This is a genomic window from Methanococcus maripaludis (assembly GCF_002945325.1).
GTDB lineage: Archaea > AGJL01 > Methanococci > Methanococcales > Methanococcaceae > Methanococcus > Methanococcus maripaludis.
The window spans coordinates 369,557-389,318 of record NZ_CP026606.1; the positions used below are offsets into that span (position 1 = coordinate 369,557).

23 protein-coding genes are annotated in these 19,762 nt (G+C 32.6%); 16 read left to right on the top strand and 7 right to left on the bottom strand.

All coding sequences use genetic code 11. The features are described 5' to 3' along the window. Position 1 precedes the first annotated feature (1 nt). Positions 2 to 1,432, bottom strand: a complete 1,431-nt coding sequence (locus tag MMJJ_RS01930) for a Pre-mRNA processing ribonucleoprotein (protein WP_104837435.1) — start codon at positions 1,430 to 1,432, stop codon at positions 2 to 4. Between the two features lie 193 nt (positions 1,433 to 1,625). On the opposite strand from MMJJ_RS01930, the gene spcS reads away from it, so the two are divergent. From spcS to MMJJ_RS01960, 6 genes are all read left to right on the top strand, one after another. Next, complete coding sequence (spcS, locus tag MMJJ_RS01935) at positions 1,626 to 2,936, top strand: O-phosphoseryl-tRNA(Sec) selenium transferase (protein WP_104837436.1); 1,311 nt, start codon at positions 1,626 to 1,628, stop codon at positions 2,934 to 2,936. Positions 2,937 to 2,953: 17 nt separating this feature from the next. Continuing rightward, positions 2,954 to 3,520, top strand: a complete 567-nt coding sequence (locus MMJJ_RS01940; RefSeq protein WP_104837437.1) for a hypothetical protein — start codon at positions 2,954 to 2,956, stop codon at positions 3,518 to 3,520. Positions 3,521 to 3,596: 76 nt separating this feature from the next. Then, positions 3,597 to 4,382 (top strand): cell division ATPase MinD, encoded by a 786-nt coding sequence (gene minD, locus MMJJ_RS01945; protein ID WP_011170537.1) that lies wholly within the window; start codon positions 3,597 to 3,599, stop codon positions 4,380 to 4,382. Beyond that, positions 4,379 to 4,561: a hypothetical protein gene (locus tag MMJJ_RS01950; RefSeq protein WP_104837438.1), complete on the top strand. Its 183-nt coding sequence runs from the start codon at positions 4,379 to 4,381 to the stop codon at positions 4,559 to 4,561. The genes minD and MMJJ_RS01950 overlap by 4 nt, the downstream gene beginning before the upstream one ends. A gap of 10 nt (positions 4,562 to 4,571) precedes the next feature. Next, the gene (locus MMJJ_RS01955) at positions 4,572 to 5,228 is read left to right on the top strand and encodes a hypothetical protein (RefSeq protein ID WP_104837439.1); all 657 of its coding nucleotides are present in this window, start codon (positions 4,572 to 4,574) and stop codon (positions 5,226 to 5,228) included. Positions 5,229 to 5,264: 36 nt separating this feature from the next. Next, on the top strand, positions 5,265 to 5,960 hold the full coding sequence (locus MMJJ_RS01960) for a glycosyltransferase family 2 protein (protein WP_104838573.1): 696 nt from the start codon (positions 5,265 to 5,267) through the stop codon (positions 5,958 to 5,960). Positions 5,961 to 5,964: 4 nt separating this feature from the next. On the opposite strand, the gene MMJJ_RS01965 is transcribed toward MMJJ_RS01960, so the two are convergent. Continuing rightward, on the bottom strand, positions 5,965 to 7,497 hold the full coding sequence (locus MMJJ_RS01965; RefSeq protein ID WP_104837440.1) for a radical SAM protein: 1,533 nt from the start codon (positions 7,495 to 7,497) through the stop codon (positions 5,965 to 5,967). A gap of 252 nt (positions 7,498 to 7,749) precedes the next feature. On the opposite strand from MMJJ_RS01965, the gene MMJJ_RS01970 reads away from it, so the two are divergent. Next, the gene (locus MMJJ_RS01970; protein WP_244901546.1) at positions 7,750 to 7,959 is read left to right on the top strand and encodes a hypothetical protein; all 210 of its coding nucleotides are present in this window, start codon (positions 7,750 to 7,752) and stop codon (positions 7,957 to 7,959) included. 5 nt (positions 7,960 to 7,964) lie between these two features. Here the strand turns inward: MMJJ_RS01970 and dph5 are convergent, their stop codons facing one another. After that, on the bottom strand, positions 7,965 to 8,732 hold the full coding sequence (gene dph5, locus MMJJ_RS01975; protein WP_104837442.1) for a diphthine synthase: 768 nt from the start codon (positions 8,730 to 8,732) through the stop codon (positions 7,965 to 7,967). A gap of 116 nt (positions 8,733 to 8,848) precedes the next feature. Between dph5 and MMJJ_RS01980 the strand changes: the two genes are divergently transcribed. Together MMJJ_RS01980 and MMJJ_RS01985 are read left to right on the top strand one after the other, a co-directional pair. Continuing rightward, positions 8,849 to 10,018: a cation:proton antiporter gene (locus MMJJ_RS01980; RefSeq protein ID WP_104837443.1), complete on the top strand. Its 1,170-nt coding sequence runs from the start codon at positions 8,849 to 8,851 to the stop codon at positions 10,016 to 10,018. 26 nt (positions 10,019 to 10,044) lie between these two features. Further along, on the top strand, positions 10,045 to 10,743 hold the full coding sequence (locus MMJJ_RS01985) for an endonuclease III domain-containing protein (RefSeq protein ID WP_104837444.1): 699 nt from the start codon (positions 10,045 to 10,047) through the stop codon (positions 10,741 to 10,743). A gap of 4 nt (positions 10,744 to 10,747) precedes the next feature. On the opposite strand, the gene MMJJ_RS01990 is transcribed toward MMJJ_RS01985, so the two are convergent. Then, positions 10,748 to 11,185, bottom strand: a complete 438-nt coding sequence (locus MMJJ_RS01990) for a universal stress protein (RefSeq protein WP_104837445.1) — start codon at positions 11,183 to 11,185, stop codon at positions 10,748 to 10,750. 422 nt (positions 11,186 to 11,607) lie between these two features. On the opposite strand from MMJJ_RS01990, the gene MMJJ_RS01995 reads away from it, so the two are divergent. Then, positions 11,608 to 14,268 carry a valine--tRNA ligase gene (locus MMJJ_RS01995; protein WP_104837446.1) on the top strand — a complete coding sequence of 887 codons (2,661 nt, stop codon included), beginning with the start codon at positions 11,608 to 11,610 and terminating at the stop codon, positions 14,266 to 14,268. Positions 14,269 to 14,344: 76 nt separating this feature from the next. Here the strand turns inward: MMJJ_RS01995 and MMJJ_RS02000 are convergent, their stop codons facing one another. From MMJJ_RS02000 to MMJJ_RS02010, 3 genes are all read right to left on the bottom strand, one after another. Further along, positions 14,345 to 14,653, bottom strand: a complete 309-nt coding sequence (locus tag MMJJ_RS02000; RefSeq protein ID WP_104837447.1) for an AzlD domain-containing protein — start codon at positions 14,651 to 14,653, stop codon at positions 14,345 to 14,347. Further along, positions 14,646 to 15,362, bottom strand: a complete 717-nt coding sequence (locus tag MMJJ_RS02005; RefSeq protein WP_104837448.1) for an AzlC family ABC transporter permease — start codon at positions 15,360 to 15,362, stop codon at positions 14,646 to 14,648. The genes MMJJ_RS02000 and MMJJ_RS02005 overlap by 8 nt, the downstream gene beginning before the upstream one ends. 145 nt (positions 15,363 to 15,507) lie before the next feature. Beyond that, a complete protein-coding gene (locus MMJJ_RS02010) occupies positions 15,508 to 16,290 on the bottom strand; it encodes an MBL fold metallo-hydrolase (RefSeq protein WP_104837449.1) in 783 nt (260 codons plus the stop codon). Positions 16,291 to 16,384: 94 nt separating this feature from the next. On the opposite strand from MMJJ_RS02010, the gene MMJJ_RS02015 reads away from it, so the two are divergent. From MMJJ_RS02015 to gatC, 6 genes are all read left to right on the top strand, one after another. Then, positions 16,385 to 17,095 carry an anaerobic ribonucleoside-triphosphate reductase activating protein gene (locus tag MMJJ_RS02015; RefSeq protein ID WP_244901547.1) on the top strand — a complete coding sequence of 237 codons (711 nt, stop codon included), beginning with the start codon at positions 16,385 to 16,387 and terminating at the stop codon, positions 17,093 to 17,095. A 9-nt stretch (positions 17,096 to 17,104) separates the two neighbouring features. Further along, complete coding sequence (locus MMJJ_RS02020) at positions 17,105 to 17,821, top strand: 6-hydroxymethylpterin diphosphokinase MptE-like protein (RefSeq protein WP_104837451.1); 717 nt, start codon at positions 17,105 to 17,107, stop codon at positions 17,819 to 17,821. Between the two features lie 99 nt (positions 17,822 to 17,920). Continuing rightward, on the top strand, positions 17,921 to 18,211 hold the full coding sequence (locus MMJJ_RS02025; RefSeq protein WP_104837452.1) for a chorismate mutase: 291 nt from the start codon (positions 17,921 to 17,923) through the stop codon (positions 18,209 to 18,211). A gap of 80 nt (positions 18,212 to 18,291) precedes the next feature. Next, positions 18,292 to 18,483, top strand: a complete 192-nt coding sequence (locus tag MMJJ_RS02030; protein ID WP_011170521.1) for a 30S ribosomal protein S17e — start codon at positions 18,292 to 18,294, stop codon at positions 18,481 to 18,483. Positions 18,484 to 18,492: 9 nt separating this feature from the next. Beyond that, entirely contained in the window at positions 18,493 to 19,362 is an 870-nt protein-coding gene (dapA, locus tag MMJJ_RS02035; RefSeq protein ID WP_104837453.1) for a 4-hydroxy-tetrahydrodipicolinate synthase, read from the top strand. A 17-nt stretch (positions 19,363 to 19,379) separates the two neighbouring features. Then, positions 19,380 to 19,619: an Asp-tRNA(Asn) amidotransferase subunit GatC gene (gene gatC, locus MMJJ_RS02040; protein ID WP_104837454.1), complete on the top strand. Its 240-nt coding sequence runs from the start codon at positions 19,380 to 19,382 to the stop codon at positions 19,617 to 19,619. Positions 19,620 to 19,762: the final 143 nt, after the last annotated feature.

Below are 19,762 nucleotides of genomic sequence, written 5' to 3' on the forward strand. Positions count from 1 at the left end.
CTTAATTCTGTGAGGAAGTTTTTCCGATTACTTTTCGCTCAGCTTTAACTTTTTTTGTCGAATCTCTTCTTTTTTCGCCAGATTTTTCCTTTGGAGGCTGATTTCCGCTATTTTTTGGTTTTCCACCAAATGGTTTCCTATCGCCTTTCCTGTTATCTCGTCTGTCGTCTTTTCCAGCAGGTTTTTTACCAAACGGCTTTCCACCTTTTTTAGAGTCGCCCCGTTTACCCTGTGGTTTTCTGTCACCTTGTGACCTTCTATCCCTATCTTGGCCGCCTTTATTGCCAAAACTTCTCGTATCAGGTCTTGGTCTTCTTTTTCTCGTTGGTTCAGGGAATTTTTCTTTTATTTGGGCTACTTTTTTATTCATGTCTTCAATTAACATGTCAGAAATATCATTTCCAAAAGCATCTGCCCTTATCGCAATTGAAATTTTACAAGAAATTGCTCTTGCAATTTTTCCGTGTATCCACCAAGGACTTCCCTGTATAAGCGGGTGCTGGAATATAACCCCGTGTTTTGGAGGTAATGCTCTTTCTCTTAAGTGTGCAAATAATGCTTTTTCTGCACCGATAACCTGAATTGTTGATGCAGGAAGTCTTAAAAGTCTTTCAATTCCACCTGCAAGGCTTATCAATCTTGCACCAAGTGATGCACCTGCAACTTTCGTTAAATTTGGAGCAATTTCATTCATTGAAGTTTCCAAATATTCTTGCAAGCTTTCCCTGTATTCATACATGCTCTTTATTTCATCTGCAAGGTTTTTCATGATTTTTAAATCAAATTCGGATACATCTGCACCCATTGATTCTTTTGCAGCAAGCGAAATTGTTCTTGCAACGTTTGAAGGCATCGTTTTTTTAAGTTTTGTTCGAGTATATTCTTCCCTGTCCCCGTATTCGGAAACTAAACTCACATAAATATCGTGTTTCTTAACAATATTGTCCATTTCAGGAAAGTATAGTGAATACCATTCTCTAAGTCTTTCTGAAAACAAGTTTAGAGTTTCATCAAGGTTATCGAGGGCATTTACGGTTTGAACTATCAATTTATCTTTCTGTTCTGATGATTTTTTCATCATCGATTTTGTGAAAGCAGTTGCCCAAACGTTCATTTTCGAAACAAAATCGGATTCATCTTCAAAAACTTCGTATTTTTGGCCTAATTCATATAAATTATCTCGAATAAGTTCTCCAAGTGGATTTTTAGAAGTAGTATACTCAAAACTAACATCTTCTTCTTCAATTTCCCATTCGTTTTTCAATTCAGCGATTATTTCAAAATCGCCCTGTCTCAGCGCATACATTATTTTTGGGATATCCTCGTTTTCAAATATTTTGTAATATTTGATGTCGTCTAATGAATATCCGTCGTTTTTCGAGTTCGCTTCAAGTGCAAATGCTCCAAACGGTGCAAAGGCAATGAATAACATAAAATCACCTAAAAATTTATAAATCCATGAAAAATGTACTCTTAACTTCTAATCAATCTGAAACTATTTAATCATTCGGGTATTTAATACTACGTAAAACCCGATAAAAAAGATTATAAATAATCGCAATTAAATAACTTTAAAAGGATTTTATTGAAGATACTGGATATTTTAATTTTATCAACGTGATATAATGCTCGATTTTAATATTGAAGGGTTAATTCCAAAAAATATGGAAAAAAGGGGAGAATTAGTACTTAACGAATATTTAAAAGAAATTGAAGACGTATTCAACCATCGGAAAATTCCTGAAAACGGAATTGATGACGAAAAAATAAAGCTTTTTTTAAAATTTCTATCGATGATGGATACAGATAAAGACCCAAAATCTGTGAGAATAGGGGAAAGGGAAGCAAGAACATACTCTAAAATTCATGAAGAACTTTCATCAGGATTTTGCCACGGGATTGGAAGAAGTGGAAATTTAGTTGACCCTCAACCAAAAGCATCCGGGGCTAGTATCATGTACGCCCTTACAAACAAGATACTTGAGAGCTTTTTTAAACAATTGGGGCTAAATGTTCACGCAATTGCAACGCCAATATCAACAGGAATGTCCATATCATTATGTTTAAGCGCTGCAAGGAAAAAATACGGATCAAACATTGTAATTTACCCTTATGCATCCCACAAAAGCCCAATAAAAGCTGTGTCATTTGTCGGAATGAATATGAGGCTTGTTGAAACAGTTTTAGATTGCGACCGTGTATACGTTCCAGTTGAAGATATTGAAAATGCGATAAAAAAAGAAATTGAACTTGGGAACCGCCCTTGTGTTTTGAGCACTTTGACGTTTTTTCCGCCAAGAAACAGCGATGATATTGTAGAAATTGCAAAAATTTGTGAGAATTATGATATTCCACATATTATTAATGGAGCTTATGCAATTCAAAACAATTACTATCTTGAAAAGTTAAAAAAAGCGTTTAAATACAGAGTAGATGCCGTTGTAAGTTCAAGTGACAAAAATTTATTAACTCCAATTGGTGGCGGATTGGTATATTCAACAGATGCGGAATTTATAAAAGAAATATCACTTTCATACCCTGGAAGGGCGAGTGCAACACCTGTGGTGAATACATTAGTGTCACTTTTATCCATAGGATCTAAAAACTATCTCGAACTGGTAAAAAACCAGAAAAACAGCAAAAAATTGCTTGATGAACTTTTAAATGACTTATCTAAAAAAACTGGCGGAAAATTTTTAGATGTTGAAAGCCCGATTGCATCCTGCATTTCTGTAAATTCAGATCCCGTTGAAATTGCCGCAAAACTCTACAATTTAAGAGTAACGGGCCCAAGAGGAATTAAAAAAACAGATCATTTTGGAAACTGTTACTTGGGAACATATACTCATGACTATATTGTAATGAACGCTGCAATTGGCGTTAGAACTGAAGATATTGTAAATTCAGTATCCAAACTTGAAAAGATTCTTTTATAATTTTTTAAGGTGTTTTGATGATAGGCGTTTCTAAAATGTATTCTGAAATCGTAGAGCTTTCAGGGATTACGGATTTTAAAATTGTAAATCCTTATAAGTCCTACTGTAACTGCGAATATCTTCTTATTTCGAAAGGATATCTCGATAAAGTCCATAAATTAAACCCAAATTCCAAAATAATAGAAATAAACTCTGCTACGTTTTTAGACCTGATTGAAAGTCTTGAAAAGTTAAAAAATGAAAATATTGGAAATATTGAGTTTATAAACAATTCAATTGAACATTTGAAAAAACTCGATTTTAAAATAAAAAACGATAATTCTGAATTTGTAAAAAATTTTGAATATAACATCGACTCTGATTCAAAATTTGTAAAAAAAATACTTGATGATTTGGGATTTGAACATAAAAATGGCAGTACAATTAAAATTATTCCAGATTATAATTTAAAAGAAGATTTGGATTTAAATGATATTATCATTTTAAAAACACACAGATATGATCTCAAACTTGTTGAACGAATTGAAAATAGATATATGTCGATATTAAATTCGTTAAATAATATAATCCTCGGAAAAACATAAAAAAGTTATATACTATTTCGTTCATATTCTTCTAAGATATATAACTGTAATTAAAATATCAAAAGGTTGTGAGAACATGGCTATAACAATTGCAGTAGCCTCTGGTAAGGGGGGCACTGGAAAAACAACAACCTGTGCTAACTTGGCGGTTGCACTATCCCAATTTGGTAAAGATGTAACTGTAATCGATGCAGATATTGCAATGGCAAATCTGGAACTTATCATGGGGATTGAGGGAAAACCAATAACATTAAATGATGTCTTATCGGGGAATGCGGACATTAAAAGTGCAATATACGAAGGACCTGCGGGGGTAAAAGTAGTTCCGGCAGGAGTTTCGCTTGACAGCTTTAAAAAAGCACGACCTGAAAGACTTCTTGAAGTTCTGAGCAAACTCGATGAACAAAGCGAAGTTCTGCTTATTGACTGTCCTGCAGGAATAGGTAAAGAAGCACTTACTGCAATTTCAGCCGCAGAACATTTATTAGTTGTTGTAAACCCTGAAATATCATCAATATCTGATGCTTTAAAAGTTGTATCTATTGCAAACAGGGTAGAAACCAATGTACTCGGTGCAATTATTAACAGGGTGACTGAAGACAGCTCTGAATTAAGTTCAAGGTCCATTGAAACCATTTTAGAAATACCTATTGTCGGAATTGTTCCTGAAGACACAAACGTTAGGAGAAGTTCCGCTTTTGGCGTTCCTATTGTTCTTAAACATAGCGACTCTCCAGCTGCGCAATCAATTATGGAACTTGGTGCAAAATTAGTCGGCAAACAATACATTCCTAAAGAAAAAACAAAAGACTCGTTTGTTAAAAAATTCTTTAAAGGAATATTTGGGGGTAAGAAAAAATGAATCTGGATCCGGGCGTACTTACAGTATTAGTCCTAATAAGCATTGTTTTAAACATATTTTTGTTCATGAAACTCGTTGTTCTCAAAGGCGAACTTGAAGGCATTAAACAATCTACAAGGCTAACTAGCGATGAAGTTAACAAATTGAATGAAAGGCTAAAAAATATTAAACTGAGATAAGGTGAAACTTATGAAAAAAATACACTACTTATTTTTTTTAAGTTTACTACTTATCCCAGCAATTAATGCAGCTGAACTTGCCCCTGACGCAGTTATGGTAAATGACAGCGTTTACCTCGTATTTGACTGGACTGCACCGGAAAACATTGAAAATCTTAGTTTATCAATCGATGCAGACGATAATATTATCTTTGAAGAATACGAGTATAATGTAAGTGAAATCAGTGCAAATGAATCCGTATTTAAAATGTTTAAAGGAACGGCTACAGAGATTGGAAATTACAAAATTAAGCTTTTAAAAAGATACTTCCAAAATGGAACTTTGATCGGGTCTGTTGAATTCTTTGAACTTTCAGTAGTTCCAGATGCAGGCGTCAGGATTGTTGAAAAGGTAGTTACTCCTGAAAATTATGAACCTGTGGAAATTTTAGAAACGGAAAATGATACTAAAGAGGAAATTTCAAATACTTCAGAAAATACAACAGTAATTAGTTTAGAAGATAAAGATTTAAATAAATCCGAAATTACTGATAAAAATACAACTTCAACAGAAATAGTAACAGAAACCAAAAATGGATTAATTGGCCCAGGAGGTATATACTATATACTTGGAGGGTTAATCTTAGGTATATTACTCGGTGCAGTTATTGCATACGCAAAAGAATAATTTACATTTCTTTACTTTTTTAATGTGATAATGATGATGGTTGCGGTCATTCCGGCATATAACGAAGAAAAAAATATTATCTCTGTTTTAAAGGACTTGAGCGACATAAACATTGATGTTGTTGTCGTAGACGATGGAAGTACCGATAAAACAAAAACGATAATTAATGAATTTTTGGAAAAGAACGAATTTAAAAACAAAATATTTCCAATTTTCAAAGAAAAAAACGAAGGAAAATCAAAAGCACTTGAAGATGGCACAAATTATGCAGTAAATCTAAATTACGATGCCATTGTGTATCTTGATGGCGATTACCAACACAAACCATCGGATATTATACCGATGTACGAAAAAATGAAATCTGAAAATGCAGATGCCGTTTTTGGAATTAGAAAATACAAACATATTCCATTCCACAGGCAGTTTTCAAACTTTCTTGCAAGTGTTATAATGTCGATAACCGTTTCAGTGTTCTCGGGAAATTTCCACATATTTAGAGACATACAGTGCGGATTTAGAATTATAAAATCTGAATTTTTAAAAAATTCGTATTTTGGCGATGGATACAGTGTTGAACACCTAATCGCACTTCAGTTAGCGAAAAAAAATGCGAAAATAACCGAAGAATATGTAACAATTGACTACCACAACGATGCAATTTCATATATTACTACAAAAAAGATACTGGATGTTGTAAAAGAAGTTGCGAAATATGTTTTATCAAAACACTAACTCGTTATTTTACTATTTTTCCAGTTATGGACCTTCTTCCATAGCCCGTTACTTTTATATCAACAAATTTTCCAATTTCAACGTTTTTCTCAGCAATTCCTATCAATATCGGGTAGCTTCCAAACTGCCTTCCAAAATAAAGATCATTTTTCTCCTTAACTTCAACTAGCACATTTTTTAATATCGTTTCTGTTGGAAGCATCCTTTTTAACATCGGGTTATCTATTTGGGTTCTTATTTTTTCCTTAAACTTCAAAAATAAATTTTTTCGTTTTTTTGCTTTTTCAACATCTTTAACTGTTATATCGGTTCCAAAAAATGGAACTACCTGCCGTATATTTATCCGTCTAAGAATATTTTCTGAATCATATATCTCTTTTAAATAATCGTAATTTATCTCAAAAGTATCGTTTGATTCCCCTTTTAACCCTGAAAGTAAATTTATCCCTGGAAGAAGATGTGGCATTCCATTTTCCCCCCTTTTTCCGCCAATTTCATTTAAAATATTAACAGCTTTTAAAACATCTTCTGGTTCAGTTAAAAGGCAGTTTTTTGAAATTACTTTTTCATCAAAACTTTCCACCCCAAAAGCTGCAACGTTTCCAGGAGTACAGTGTCTTACAAGTATTTTTGCAATTTCTCGCCCCTCTTTTTCATGTCTTGCAATAACAGAAGGGTTTGCATTGTCAATATGTAAAACGTCAGGTTTTGAAACTGAAGTTATTCCTTTAAAGAGTTTTTCTATCTCTAAAACATTAGGTACTGGAACATCTGTGTTTTCCACATCTTTTGCCATATATGAAAACATGCAGGGCTGTCTTCCAATTCTAAAATATTTAATTCCGTTTTCATAGAGATTTCTTACTTCTTCAATTATATCTCTCGAATTTCTAAATTTTGGAGAACCATATCGTCTTGGTTCCGTACAAAAACTACATCCTCCACTAAATGCCCTTGCACAGCCCCGGTATGTCTCAATTTCTGCAATAATATTTGGATAGTTTGGATGGAGTTTTACAATTTTTGCCCCAATTTTAGCAAACTCATCGAGTTCATCGTAAGTTCTAAGCCTTGTTCCATCTGTTTTTTCAGGGTTTAGATTGTTTTTTAAAAGATCGTGTAAAACAGCATCTAAATCGCCTTCAGAAATCACGTCAAAGAAATATTTCAAATTTGATTCATCTTTTATTTTTCCGCCCTCAAGGGATGAACCAAATTTAGTTGCAACAGGGCCACCCAATATCTTTAAACCTTTAAAATTATACAAAATCGATACAAATTCTCTCAATGTTGCAGGGTTTGCATTTAAGTACTTTCCAGGGGTGTGAAACCCACATATCGCAATAACTACATCGTATCTATTAAAATCATATCCTTTTTTAAGTTCTTCTCGCAATTTATCGATTGTGATATAATCAACGTCGTGTTTAAATTTGTAAAGAACTCCCGCCGCATATCTTGGATACATTCCAATATATGGCGGAACTCCAAGTCCTGCGGGTTCATCCGTATATCCATCAAGAATTAAAAATTTCATAAAATTCCCTTTTTTAAAATTGAGATTTGAGATATAATGCATATGTTTAAATTAGATATATAAAAGATGTTTAAAAAATCTTTTTTAAGTTACGGTCTGTGATGAAAATAACCAGCTCTGAATTAAACTTTCGTTTAATAATGAAGAACCGTATGAGCTCTGAGACCAAAATATAATTTATTTTTTATTTTTATACGTTTAAAAAACAGTTATTTTTATTAACATTAAAAGTTAAAAAATTAAATATATGGGGTGGGAGCTTTGGTAGACGATATCAAAATCATATATTTAATGATGATCGGATTTACAATTTTGGGTGTTGGCTTATCTTTTAAATATTATTCAAGCCTTGATCCTGCTGTAAGATACATTATGCACGTTTTTTACGTCTTTGCACTCATTACTGCAACTTATTTACTTGCAAAGTCGTCAATGCCTGTAGAACAGCTTGAAGAAGCTTAATAATTTTAAATATTTTCAAATAAGTATTTTAAAGCATCTTCTTCCATGAAGTGAAGTTTTCCAGGAATTATCACACAGTGAAGCGGGCTTTTAAAATCATAATTTAAAAGATCTTTTATTTTTCCATAGTACAGCCCGGGATTAATACTTCCAGCCCTTGCTACAACTGCAACTTTTGTTTCACCCGAAATTACGTTTTCTTTTCTTTTTTCTTCAATTTTTAAAAGTGCATCCAATCCTTCATTTGCAGTCATGAATCTTTCCTTATCTGCCTGAATATCTAAAAGGCAGAGTGTGTGGTACCCTAATTTTAAATTATCTTTTATAACGTCGTAAGGGGTTTCCGGGAAATAATTTGGTTCAGGAAATACTATTGACGTTGTTTTTCCAAATTTGTATAATTGAAGTCCAGTAATTCCTATTGCCGAGTAAATTGAAGGAGCATTTATAATTACAACTTCGATTCCTTTTTTTCTGGCCTCAACTGCTATATCAACGTGCGTTGTTGCAACCATTGGGTCTCCTGCAGTTAAAAACATTATATCGTTATCTTTTGCTTCATCAATTAATTTATTCGTTTCATACTCTACTTTTTCTCGATCCAAAACAGTTATTGGTTTTTGAAGCGTACTTTCAATTTTTTCCATTGTTGTTCCGGTAAGTATTGCCGTGTAAAATTCAGCGTAAATTTTATCAACTTTTTTTGCAAAGTCAAGCGTTTTTAGTGTAACGTCTCTTTCATCGTAAAGTCCAAGTCCTGCCATTACAAGCATTGTGTTTCACCCGATTTAATAAATAGAAATAATATCAATAATACTATATAGCTCATAAACTTAATTGTAAAATTAAAAATCATAACGTAAATTCTAACTGCTAACGGTGTAATCTAATGGACACTTATTTTTTATTTTTTATCATTCTAACTTCGATATTCATCGTACCTCAAATCCTGAAAAGGTTCAATGTCCCGACAATTACTGCCACAATGCTTGCAGGAATACTTATCGGACCGTTTGGATTAAATATAATTCAGACCAGCACAACTCTTGACACTTTCGCAGCATTTGGAGTAATATTTTTGATGTTTTTGGCGGGGCTGGAAGTCGATAATGAAACACTTAAAGATGAATTTAAAAATTCCTTAGTTTTAAGCTTATTTTCCATGTTAATCCCCTCAATTGGAGGATATTTAATCGGACAGTATTTTGGACTTGATTTTATTGGTTCATTACTTTATGCAGTAATATTTTCTTCACACTCAGTTGGAATCGTCTACGCACTCATGGATGAACTTGGACTCATAAAATCTCGATTCGGAACGACCGTAATTAGTGCATCTGTTGTAATCGACCTTATAAGTTTAATTGTTATTTCAATATTAATTAAAATGGGTGGAAGCGGGATAACTTCTGATATTATTCCATTTGTAGTTCTTATTGCGGCATATATCATTGCACTTCTCATAATAATTCCATTAATTTCAAAATTAATATTAAAAGAGCTTAAAAAGTTTCACGTACAAAAAATCCACTTTATATTGCTTATAATACTAATTTCAATTATTGTTGGAGAACATATTGGAATTCACCCGATAATTGGCGCATTTATCATCGGAATTGCAGTTTCAGAAGAACTTACAAAAGAAGAACACGATCAGGTATTAAATGAAAACTTAAATGCAATTGGTTATGGAATATTTATCCCATTATTCTTCTTAAATTTAGGAATGACTACAGATATCAGCGTAATCTTTAATTTTGACAATATAAGCCTTATAATTGTATCAGTTGTAACATTAATAGGCCTTAAAATTAGTTCAGGATATTTTTCACTTAGAATTTTAGATTATGACAAATTAAAAAGTTTTTGTGGGGGCCTTTTGACCGTTCCATCCCTTACTGCCTCACTTGTTGGTGCAACCCTTGGAAGAGACCTTGGGATACTTCCTGAAAAATTCTTTGTCTCTGTTGTGGTCATAGCACTTTTAACTTCAACAGTTGCTCCAATATACGTTAAAAGCTTGGTTTCTAAAAATTACGACAAATTAAAATTAAATTAAGATAAAATTCAAAATAAGGGAAAAATATGGAATATAAAGAAACTTTCCAAAAAATTTACGACCATTTATTTAATTTATACGGGCCACAAGGCTGGTGGCCACTTTTGGAAGTAAATGGATGTAATCCAACAAAAACTGGCTCGGTAAATGGATACCATCCAAATAATTATGATTATCCAAAAACAAAAAATCAGTGTTTTGAAATCTGCGTCGGTGCAATTTTAACCCAGAACACGTCTTGGCCATCTGTTGAAAAATCATTGAAAAATTTAAGGAACTTAATAGAAATAACTCCTGAAAATATACATAATTTGGATATTGAACAGTTAAAAGAAGCAATTAAACCAAGTGGATACTACAATCAAAAATCGATACGTTTAAAAAGTTTTTCAGAATTTTTTACAAAATTAAATAATGTTCCAACGCGAGAAGAACTGCTAAAATTAAACGGGGTTGGCCCTGAAACTGCAGATTCAATGCTTTTGTATGCATTTAAAGTTCCCAGTTTTGTAGTTGATACATATACAAAAAGAATACTGATTAACTTAAATTTAATTGAAGGTAGCGAAAAATACGATAAAATTAAAGGATTATTCGAAGAAAATATTCCAAAAAACCTTGAAATATATCAAGAATATCACGCACTGATTGTTGAGCATGCTAAAAATTACTACCGAAAAAAAGAAAATTATTGCAAATGTCCACTTCTAAAAATAATAAGATAAGTTATTATTCAGAAGATTTCACTAAAAGTACCGGGCAGTGTGATTTTTTCAAAACCCTCTCTGCAACGCTTCCAAGTAATAATTTATCGAGTCCTGTTTTTCCAGTTGTACCCATGACAATTAAATCTGCGTTCTTAGCTTCTGCATATTCAACAATTTCTTTTGATGGAGTTCCTTCCAAAATTTCAGTCTTTATTTCAACGCCTTTTTCTCTCGCAATGTCTGTTAAAGTTCTAAGCGCGGTGTGACCTTCTTTTTCTAAAACTTCCTTCATGCTTTCCCAAAGCCCTTCGGTAGGGAGTCCTACGAATGGAACGATGTCGATTACATAAATTCCGTAAACCCTTCCATCAGTAGCTTTTGCCAAATCAATTGCCTGCTCTGCAGCTTCTATTGATATTTTTGATCCGTCTGTGGGCATAATAATTTTTTTATAAGCCATAAATTCACCCCGTTCTAATTAATTTAATATTAATTTTTAAAATATATATTACTATTTATTTAAATCGATTAAAACAGCTAAAATAAGATGTTTTGACTGATTTACTATCCTTAAGCATTCAACCAAAAACTAATATATAAACAATATTTAAATAGGTTAAATAAATCATTTATACATCTTATTGATATTATTTAAAAACAGATGATGATGAAAAGAGGGTTATCTGATTAATCGTGATGATATCTTTCATATAGCTGAATCTGTTATTTTTTATTATTCAAGAGATTACAAATATAAATTCAAAAACACAAGTTCATGATAACATATTCGTATTACTCATATTCATATCATCAATATTATGTTGAAATTTTTATAAACTTTTATCGCTTTTAACGTTAATTTACCGCAAATTGAGGGAAATAATGGAAATAAAAGAAGAATATTCAGTAGAACTTGAAAAAAAAGTTCAGGAAAAATGGGAAGATGAAAAAACGTTCAAATTTTTAGATGATGAAAAAAGACCTCCTTACATCATCGATACTCCACCACCATACCCAACAGGTAGAATGCACCTTGGACACGGCCTTAACTGGACATACATGGACATTATTGCGAGATTTAAAAGAATGAATGGATACGACGTGCTTTTTCCCCAAGGTTGGGATTGCCACGGACTTCCAACAGAAGTTAAAGTTGAAGAATTGAACAATATCACAAAGTCCGACATAGACAGACATGAATTTAGAAGACTCTGTGTAGAATTAACCGATGAAAACGTAGAAAAAATGAGAGGCCAAGTCAGATCCCTTGGAATCTCAATTGACTGGGATAGAGAATACATTACAATGAATCCAGACTACGTTAGAAAATCACAGACTGCATTTTTAAAAATGTACGAAAAAGGTTTAATCTACAGGGGAAAACACCCTGTAAACTGGTGTCCTAGATGTGAAACAGCGATTGCATTTGCTGAAGTGGAATATCAAGGAAGAACTTCAAAATTAAACTACATAAAATTCCCATATGCAGAAAATAGTGAAAAATACCTTGAAATTGCAACTTCAAGACCTGAATTAATGGCTGCATGTGTTGGAATTGTAGTTCATCCTGAAGATGAAAGATACAGCGACGTTGTTGGAAAAACCGTAAAAGTACCATTATTTAATCAGGAAGTTAATGTGTACCCAGATTCCGATGTTGAAAAAGAATTCGGTACTGGAGTTGTAATGGTCTGTACGTTTGGTGACAAAACTGACGTTACATGGGTAAACAGGCACAAATTAGAAGTTAAAAAAGCAATTAACGAAAAAGGACAATTAACGGAAATCTGCGGAAAATACGCCGGTAAAAAGTCAGATGATGCGAGAAAAGAAATTATTTCTGATTTAATTTCTGAAAATTACATGATAAAACAGGAACCTCTCGAACAAAACGTTGGTTCATGCTGGAGATGTAAAACACCTATCGAAATCATTGTTGGGGACCAGTGGTTTGTAAACGTTACAAAATTATTAAATGAAGTAGAAAACGCTGCAAACGAAATATCTTGGGTTCCCGAACACATGAAAGCAAGGCTCATGAAATGGATTGAAGATATGGGCTGGGACTGGTGTATTTCAAGACAGAGATTGTTTGCAACCCCTATTCCAGTATGGTACTGTAAAGACTGTGGAGAAGTTATTGTAGCTAAACCTGAAGATTTACCAATAGATCCAACAAAAGAAAGTCCATACACCTGCAAATGCGGAAACTCAGACCTTGTTGCAGAAACTGATGTATTAGATACATGGATGGATTCATCAATTACTCCATTAGTTATAGCAGGATGGCTTGAAGATGAAGAATTTTTCAAAAAACACTACCCTGTTCAATTGAGACCTCAAGGCCACGATATCATCAGAACTTGGGCATTTTACACAATGGTTAGATCACTTGCAATTACTGGAGAAAAACCATGGGATGAAATCGTAATTAACGGAATGGTTTTCGGTGAAGATGGATTTAAGATGAGTAAAAGTAGGGGAAACGTTGTAGAACCTGGAGAAATTACTAAAACTTACGGTGCAGATGCTTTAAGGTTATGGGCTTCAAACAGCACTATTGGAAAAGATGTTCCATTTGCCTGGAAAGAAGTTGAATATGGCGGAAGATTTTTGCGAAAAATATGGAATGCGTGTAAATTTGCAAAAATGAACATTTCAGATGAAACAATTTCCAAATTAAAATCATTAAAAAGTATTTCAATTGAAAATCCAGTTGATTTATGGATTTTGAGTAAGTTGAATAATTTAATTTCAAAAGTTTCCGAGGACCTTGGAAATTACAAAATAAACACAGTTGTAGAAATTCAGAAATTTTTATGGCACGAATTCTGCGACAACTACATTGAAATGGTAAAACACAGGCTCTATAATAAGGAAGAATCTGAAAGCGCCCAACAAGAAAAATTAATGGCCCAACACACGCTTTACAAAGTAATTACAGAATCTGTAAAATTACTTACGCCATTTACACCACACTTTGCAGAAATCGTTGGAGAAATCTATGAAATTGATGATTTGCATACATCATGGCCATTTGCAGATGAAAGCTTGATAAGTTTAGAAAACGAATTTGTCGGAGAAGTTGCAAAAAATACAGTTGCATCAATTAGAAGATATAAATCAAACAAAGGAATGCCACTTAATTCAGAATTAAACAAAGTTGAAATGTACGTAAGCGATAAAAAAGACTTTGATGCTCTTTCAAAAGTTTCCAAAGATGTTAAAAAATCTTTAAAAATTAAAGAACTTGAACTAAATCTTGGAAAACCGCTCCTGGAACAAAAAATTTCAGAAGTAACCCCTAACAAATCCAAAATCGGTCCAGAATTTAAAAAAGATGCTGGAAAAGTAACTGCATTTATTAAAGAAGCAGATGCAGAAACAATTGAAAAAATCCTTTCAGAAGGAATTGAAACCGAATTTGGTGCTTTAAACAAAGAACACATCAAAGAAGTAAAAAGAGCGATATATAACAAAGGAGAAATTGTTGAAACTGCAGATATCGACAGTTTAATTGATACCATTGCAATAATTCAATAATTTTAACTTAATTTTTTTCAAAATTTTAATATTTTTTTAATATTTTTATTTTTTTAGTCAGTTTCATTTTTAAAATTTAAATCAACATTTGTGCCAGATATGCACCAATTATCCCGCCAAATACAACAATTATCACGTTTAATCGATAGTATGCGAGGATTAAAGAAACAATTCCTCCAAAAACTGCTGAATAGATATTTCCGGTTGAATAGATTATCCCAGGAAAGATTAAAGATGCAAGAGCCGCGTAAGGGATGTAGCTAAAAAATGCCCTCCAAAAATGTGGCAGTTTTGCATCTTTAAACAGCACGATCGGAAGCATTCTTGGAATATACGTTACAATTGCCATGAATATTACTAATAATACCATTTCTTCCCTACTCATCGCCATCACCATGTATAAACTTAGCTCCGATAAATGACGCCACAATAGTCGTAATAATAATTATCCAGCCTGTTGAAATAAATTTAAACACTGGAACCCATGTCAGAGCTGAACTGATAAATATTGCAACTAAAACGATTTTTAAAACCTTGGTCGAACGCCTGACTGCAGGGATTAAAAGCCCGATGAACATTACATAAAGAGAAATTCCCATACTACTCTGTATTTCTTTTGGAATGCTTTCTGCTAAAAAAATTCCAAGAAAGGTTCCAAAATTCCAGGCAAAAAACGCAGTGAAATTCAATCCAAACAAAAATTCAGGGCTTAATTTTAGTTCTTCTTTTAATGAAGCTACTGCAAAAGTTTCGTCAGTTACTCCAAAAGAGATTAAACTTAAAAATTTTTTAGATTTTGTATAATCAATCCTCTGCGAAAGTGAAGAAGACATTAAAAAGTGCCTTAAATTTAATATAAACGTGGTTAAAACTATTTCAAAAGACGAAGTTCCAATAGCAATTAAATTGACCCCTACAAACTGGCTTGCGCCTGCAAATATGATCAATGACATCAAAATTGAAATTTCGTAAGGAATCCCCATCGATTTTGCCAAAACCCCGAAAGCTATCCCAATCGGAAGATAACCTATAGATATAGGAATTGCATCTTTTATTCCTTCAAAATACAGTTTATTAAAGGATAACTGTTTCATAATTTCTCCAAATTCATAATTAGTTTCTTAAATTATTTAAAATTCTGTTTACAAAACTTAAAAGTATTCCTGATAATATATATGTTCAGTATATAATACTTTTTGTATGGTATATAATACATTACATAAAAAAAATAGTAAAATTTTAAATTTCAAAAACACTGCCAACGTGTCCAAATTTAAATCCTGATATGTCACTTAATTCTTTTGTTGCATTAAAGCCAGTGCAGTGCACGGGTGAAATTAATTTAAAGTTTTGAGTCATTAAATAATTTTTAACCTGATTTATGTAAGTTTCAGATGCAGTTCCCATGTGAAAACCGCCGATAATTCCATTTACTTTTTTTAGGGTTTTTGCATGATTAATACAATTAATTAATCCGCTGTGGGTGCATCCTGAAAGAATTATATCTTTTACGATAACAAACATGTCATCAATTATGATATCATCCACTCTTTGACCATTTTCAATCATTTCAAAGTCTTCTCTTTCGTAAAAGTTAGTTCGGGGAATAGTTCCTGAAATTATTAAATTTTCTGAAATTTTAAATGGATCTTCGATGAGTTTTAAATTTTTGTAATCTTTCAAGAAATTTTTTATACTCTCATCGATTCCGATGTATCTTTCTCCGTGGTACCTATCAACAAATGCGGATTTGTGAATATAAATTGGAACATCTAAATTTTCCCCATATTTTTCAATAAAATAATTAAATCCATCAGTATGGTCGTAGTGGCCGTGGCTAAAGATTACTGCATCAAAAATATCATCTTCACCCATTAATTTTAAATTATTTTCAAAAACCTGAGCGTTTTGGCCACAATCAAACAATATCTTCGAATCTTCATCTTTTATAATTGCTGAAAATCCTGACTGTGCTAAAAACTTTCCTTTCGCAGTATTGTCTACAAGTATTTTTATTTCCATGAAAAACCACCTTAAGAAATATTTAAATCATCTGTTTTTATATATTATAGGAGTAACTGTTTTATATAAAACACATATGGGCATTGGTGAAATTTTGAAAATATCAGGAATCGTAGAACTCTCAACAATTGATTACCCAAAACATGCATCTGCTGTTGTTTTTTTATCCGGATGCAACATGAAATGTGGTTACTGTCAAAATTACGAGTACATTACAACAAATGTATCTGAAATGACTGCTGAAGAAGTTTTTAACAGTATGGATTTGATGTTTGCAGAAGCACTCGTTATAAGTGGCGGAGAACCAACCCTTCAGCCAGAAGCAGTTTTAGAACTTGCAAAAATTGCAAAAGGAAAGAATTTTCCTGTAAAACTCGATACAAATGGAACAAACCCGAATTTAGTTGAAAAACTTATTTCAAATAACTTTTTAAATTACATTGCAATAGACGTAAAAGCAGGATTTAATAATTACGAGAAAGTTACAGGATACAAAAAAGAAATTAAGGAAAACATTTTAAAAATAATAAATATCTGTAAACAGGAAGAAATATTTGTAGAATGCAGAACTACGTTTATTCCAGAATTAATGGATGAATCAGACATTGAAGAAATTGCAAAAACCGTTAAAAACTGCGATTTATACACTATTCAACAGTTTGACCGTGAACATTCATATGATAAAGAATTATGCAAAGTAAAACGGATTAGTGAAGACGATTTAATTGCACTTGGAAAGATTGCAAAAAAATACATTGAAAATGTGAAAATTAAGACCCTTTCAAGTGAAATACCAATCAACTAGAGCGATAATATGGATTTAGACTCTTGGGAAGATTATTATAACCAGATACTCGATGATTTTGGATACGGAAGTGCTGAAGACTTAAAAAGTGCAGAAATTCTTAAAGAAATGATCAAAAAATTCAAAAATAATGTAGATTTGAACGAAATTTCCAAAAAAATCTTTGGAAAAGAAGTTTACATTTTTGGTGCGGGCCCGTCACTTAAAAAACATGTTTTGAAATTGAAAGAAATTATTGATTCAGATATCGCAATTATTGCAGCAGATGGTGCTACTAAAGCACTTTTAGAAGAAGATATAGTTCCAGATATTATTGTTTCAGACTTAGACGGCGATATTGATTCGATTTTAAAAAGCAATGATCTTGGTTCAATCGTTGTAGCTCATGCTCACGGGGACAATATCGATAAACTTGAAAAATACATTGAATTATTAAAAAATATTGTTGGAAGTACCCAATTTCCAAAAAAATTTGAATTTTTGATAAACTATGGGGGATTTACTGACGGAGATAGGTGCTGTTTTTTAGCCGAAGAATTTGGCGCTAAAAAAATCATACTCTGCGGAATGGACTTTGGAATATATGTAACGAAATATTCACGTCCAAACATTGAAAAGGACATTGAACTTGCCGATGAAATTAAAGTGAAAAAACTAAAATATGCGGAAATGTTTGTAAATTGGCTCATCACCAATGGAAAAAGCCCCATTGAGTTCATGCCCTAATCTCATTTCTTAGATGTTTTAAAAAACCATAGTTAAGTTTAAATAATATACATTTCAATACTTCTTCTGATAATTCTATTTATTGCTCGTGGAGATACTATGTCAAATTCTTCGGAAAAAAGACTCGAAGAAATTAGAAAACGAATTAACGAAATTGACGAACAGTTAATCGAATTGATTGCTGAAAGAACCAGTTTCGCACCCGAAATTGCTGCACTGAAAAAGTCACTCGGAACCTGTGTCTTCGATCCTAAAAGAGAAGATGCAATCTGCGAAAAAACACGTTTGATGTGTGAAAAGCACCATATAGAACCCGAAGTGGCCCTAAAAGTTATGAAAATTCTCATGACATACAATAAAGAAGTTCAAAAAGACAGCATTGAAGGGTAAACTTTAGCTAAATATATAAATCATAATTACAAATGTATTATAAAATGAAACAAGATTATCTAAGTTAATAAGGTGATAACTTGGGAAGAATAAGGCAAACATTCATCAAAAGAACCGGTGAAGAACTCATTGAGAAATTTGCAGACAAGTTCACAAGCGATTTTGAAGAAAACAAAAAAGCTGTTGAAGAAGTTGCAATGATCTCAACAAAACCATTGAGAAACAGAATAGCAGGTTATGTTACTGCTAAAGTAAAAAAAATGAACGCATAAGGTGTAATTATGCAAGGTGTATATCCTGCGATTATTACTCCATTAAAAGAAAATAAAGTAGACTATGATGGTTTACGAAACAATATTGACTTTTTAATTGAAAATGGAGTTAGTGGAGTTATTCCTGTTGGAACTACTGGTGAATCACCAACATTAACGCCATTAGAGCACGAAAAAGTCGTTGAAAAGGTTGTTGAATTCGTAGACGGTAGAGTTGAAGTAATTGCAGGTACAGGTTCTAATTCAACTTCTGAAGCACTGGAATTTTCGCAATATGCAGAAGATGTCGGTGTTGATGGAGTTTTGTTGATAACTCCATATTATAACAAACCACCTCAGGAAGGTTTGAAAAGGCATTTTGGAGAGATTGCAAATTCCATCAATGTGCCAATAGTTCTATACAATGTTCCCTCAAGAACTGCGCTAAACATAGAACCAGAAACAATTAAATATTTATTTAACGAATATAGTAATATATCAGCTGTAAAAGAAGCTAATCCAAATTTATCTCAGGTTTCTGAAGTACTGGATTCTTGCGACATTGACATATTATCTGGAAATGATGAATTGACTTTACCAATAATTTCCCTTGGTGGAAAAGGTGTTGTCAGCGTTATTGCAAATATCGCACCAAAAGAATTCGTTCAGATGGTTGATTTTGCAAATGCAGGCAAATTTGATAAGGCAAAAGAAATTCATTACAAATTGTTTCCGCTAATGAAGTTAATGTTTGTTGAGACAAATCCAATACCTATCAAAACTGCGATGAATATGCTTGGAATGCCTTCGGGCGAGTTAAGATTGCCACTTTGCGAAATGGCAGAAAGCAATAAATTAAAATTGCAGAATGCTCTTAACAATTTAGGCCTCTTAAAATAATCACGGTTCGTGATACTATGATAGATGTTGAAAAAATTCAAAAACAAGCTGATGAAATCGTTGCTCAACTTTCAGAAGTTTTGGAAAATTTTGATCTTGAAACTGAAGAAGAGTACCATATTCTCGAAACGAAAAACGTACTCAGAGATGACGATGAAGCTATACTTGATGAATCATTTAAAATCGACGCATTAAATGTGGCACCTAAAGTAAAAGACGGTTCAATCGTCGTTGAAAAAAGTAAATGGAGCCATTAATCATTAAAAAATAAAAATGGAGCGTGAGACTATAAAGAGAAGTTCAAGAAGATGGAAAAAGAAAGGACAGATGAGATGGAAACACTACAAAAAAAGAATTAGAAGAATGAAAAGAGAAAAAAGAGAAAACAAATAATTAAGTA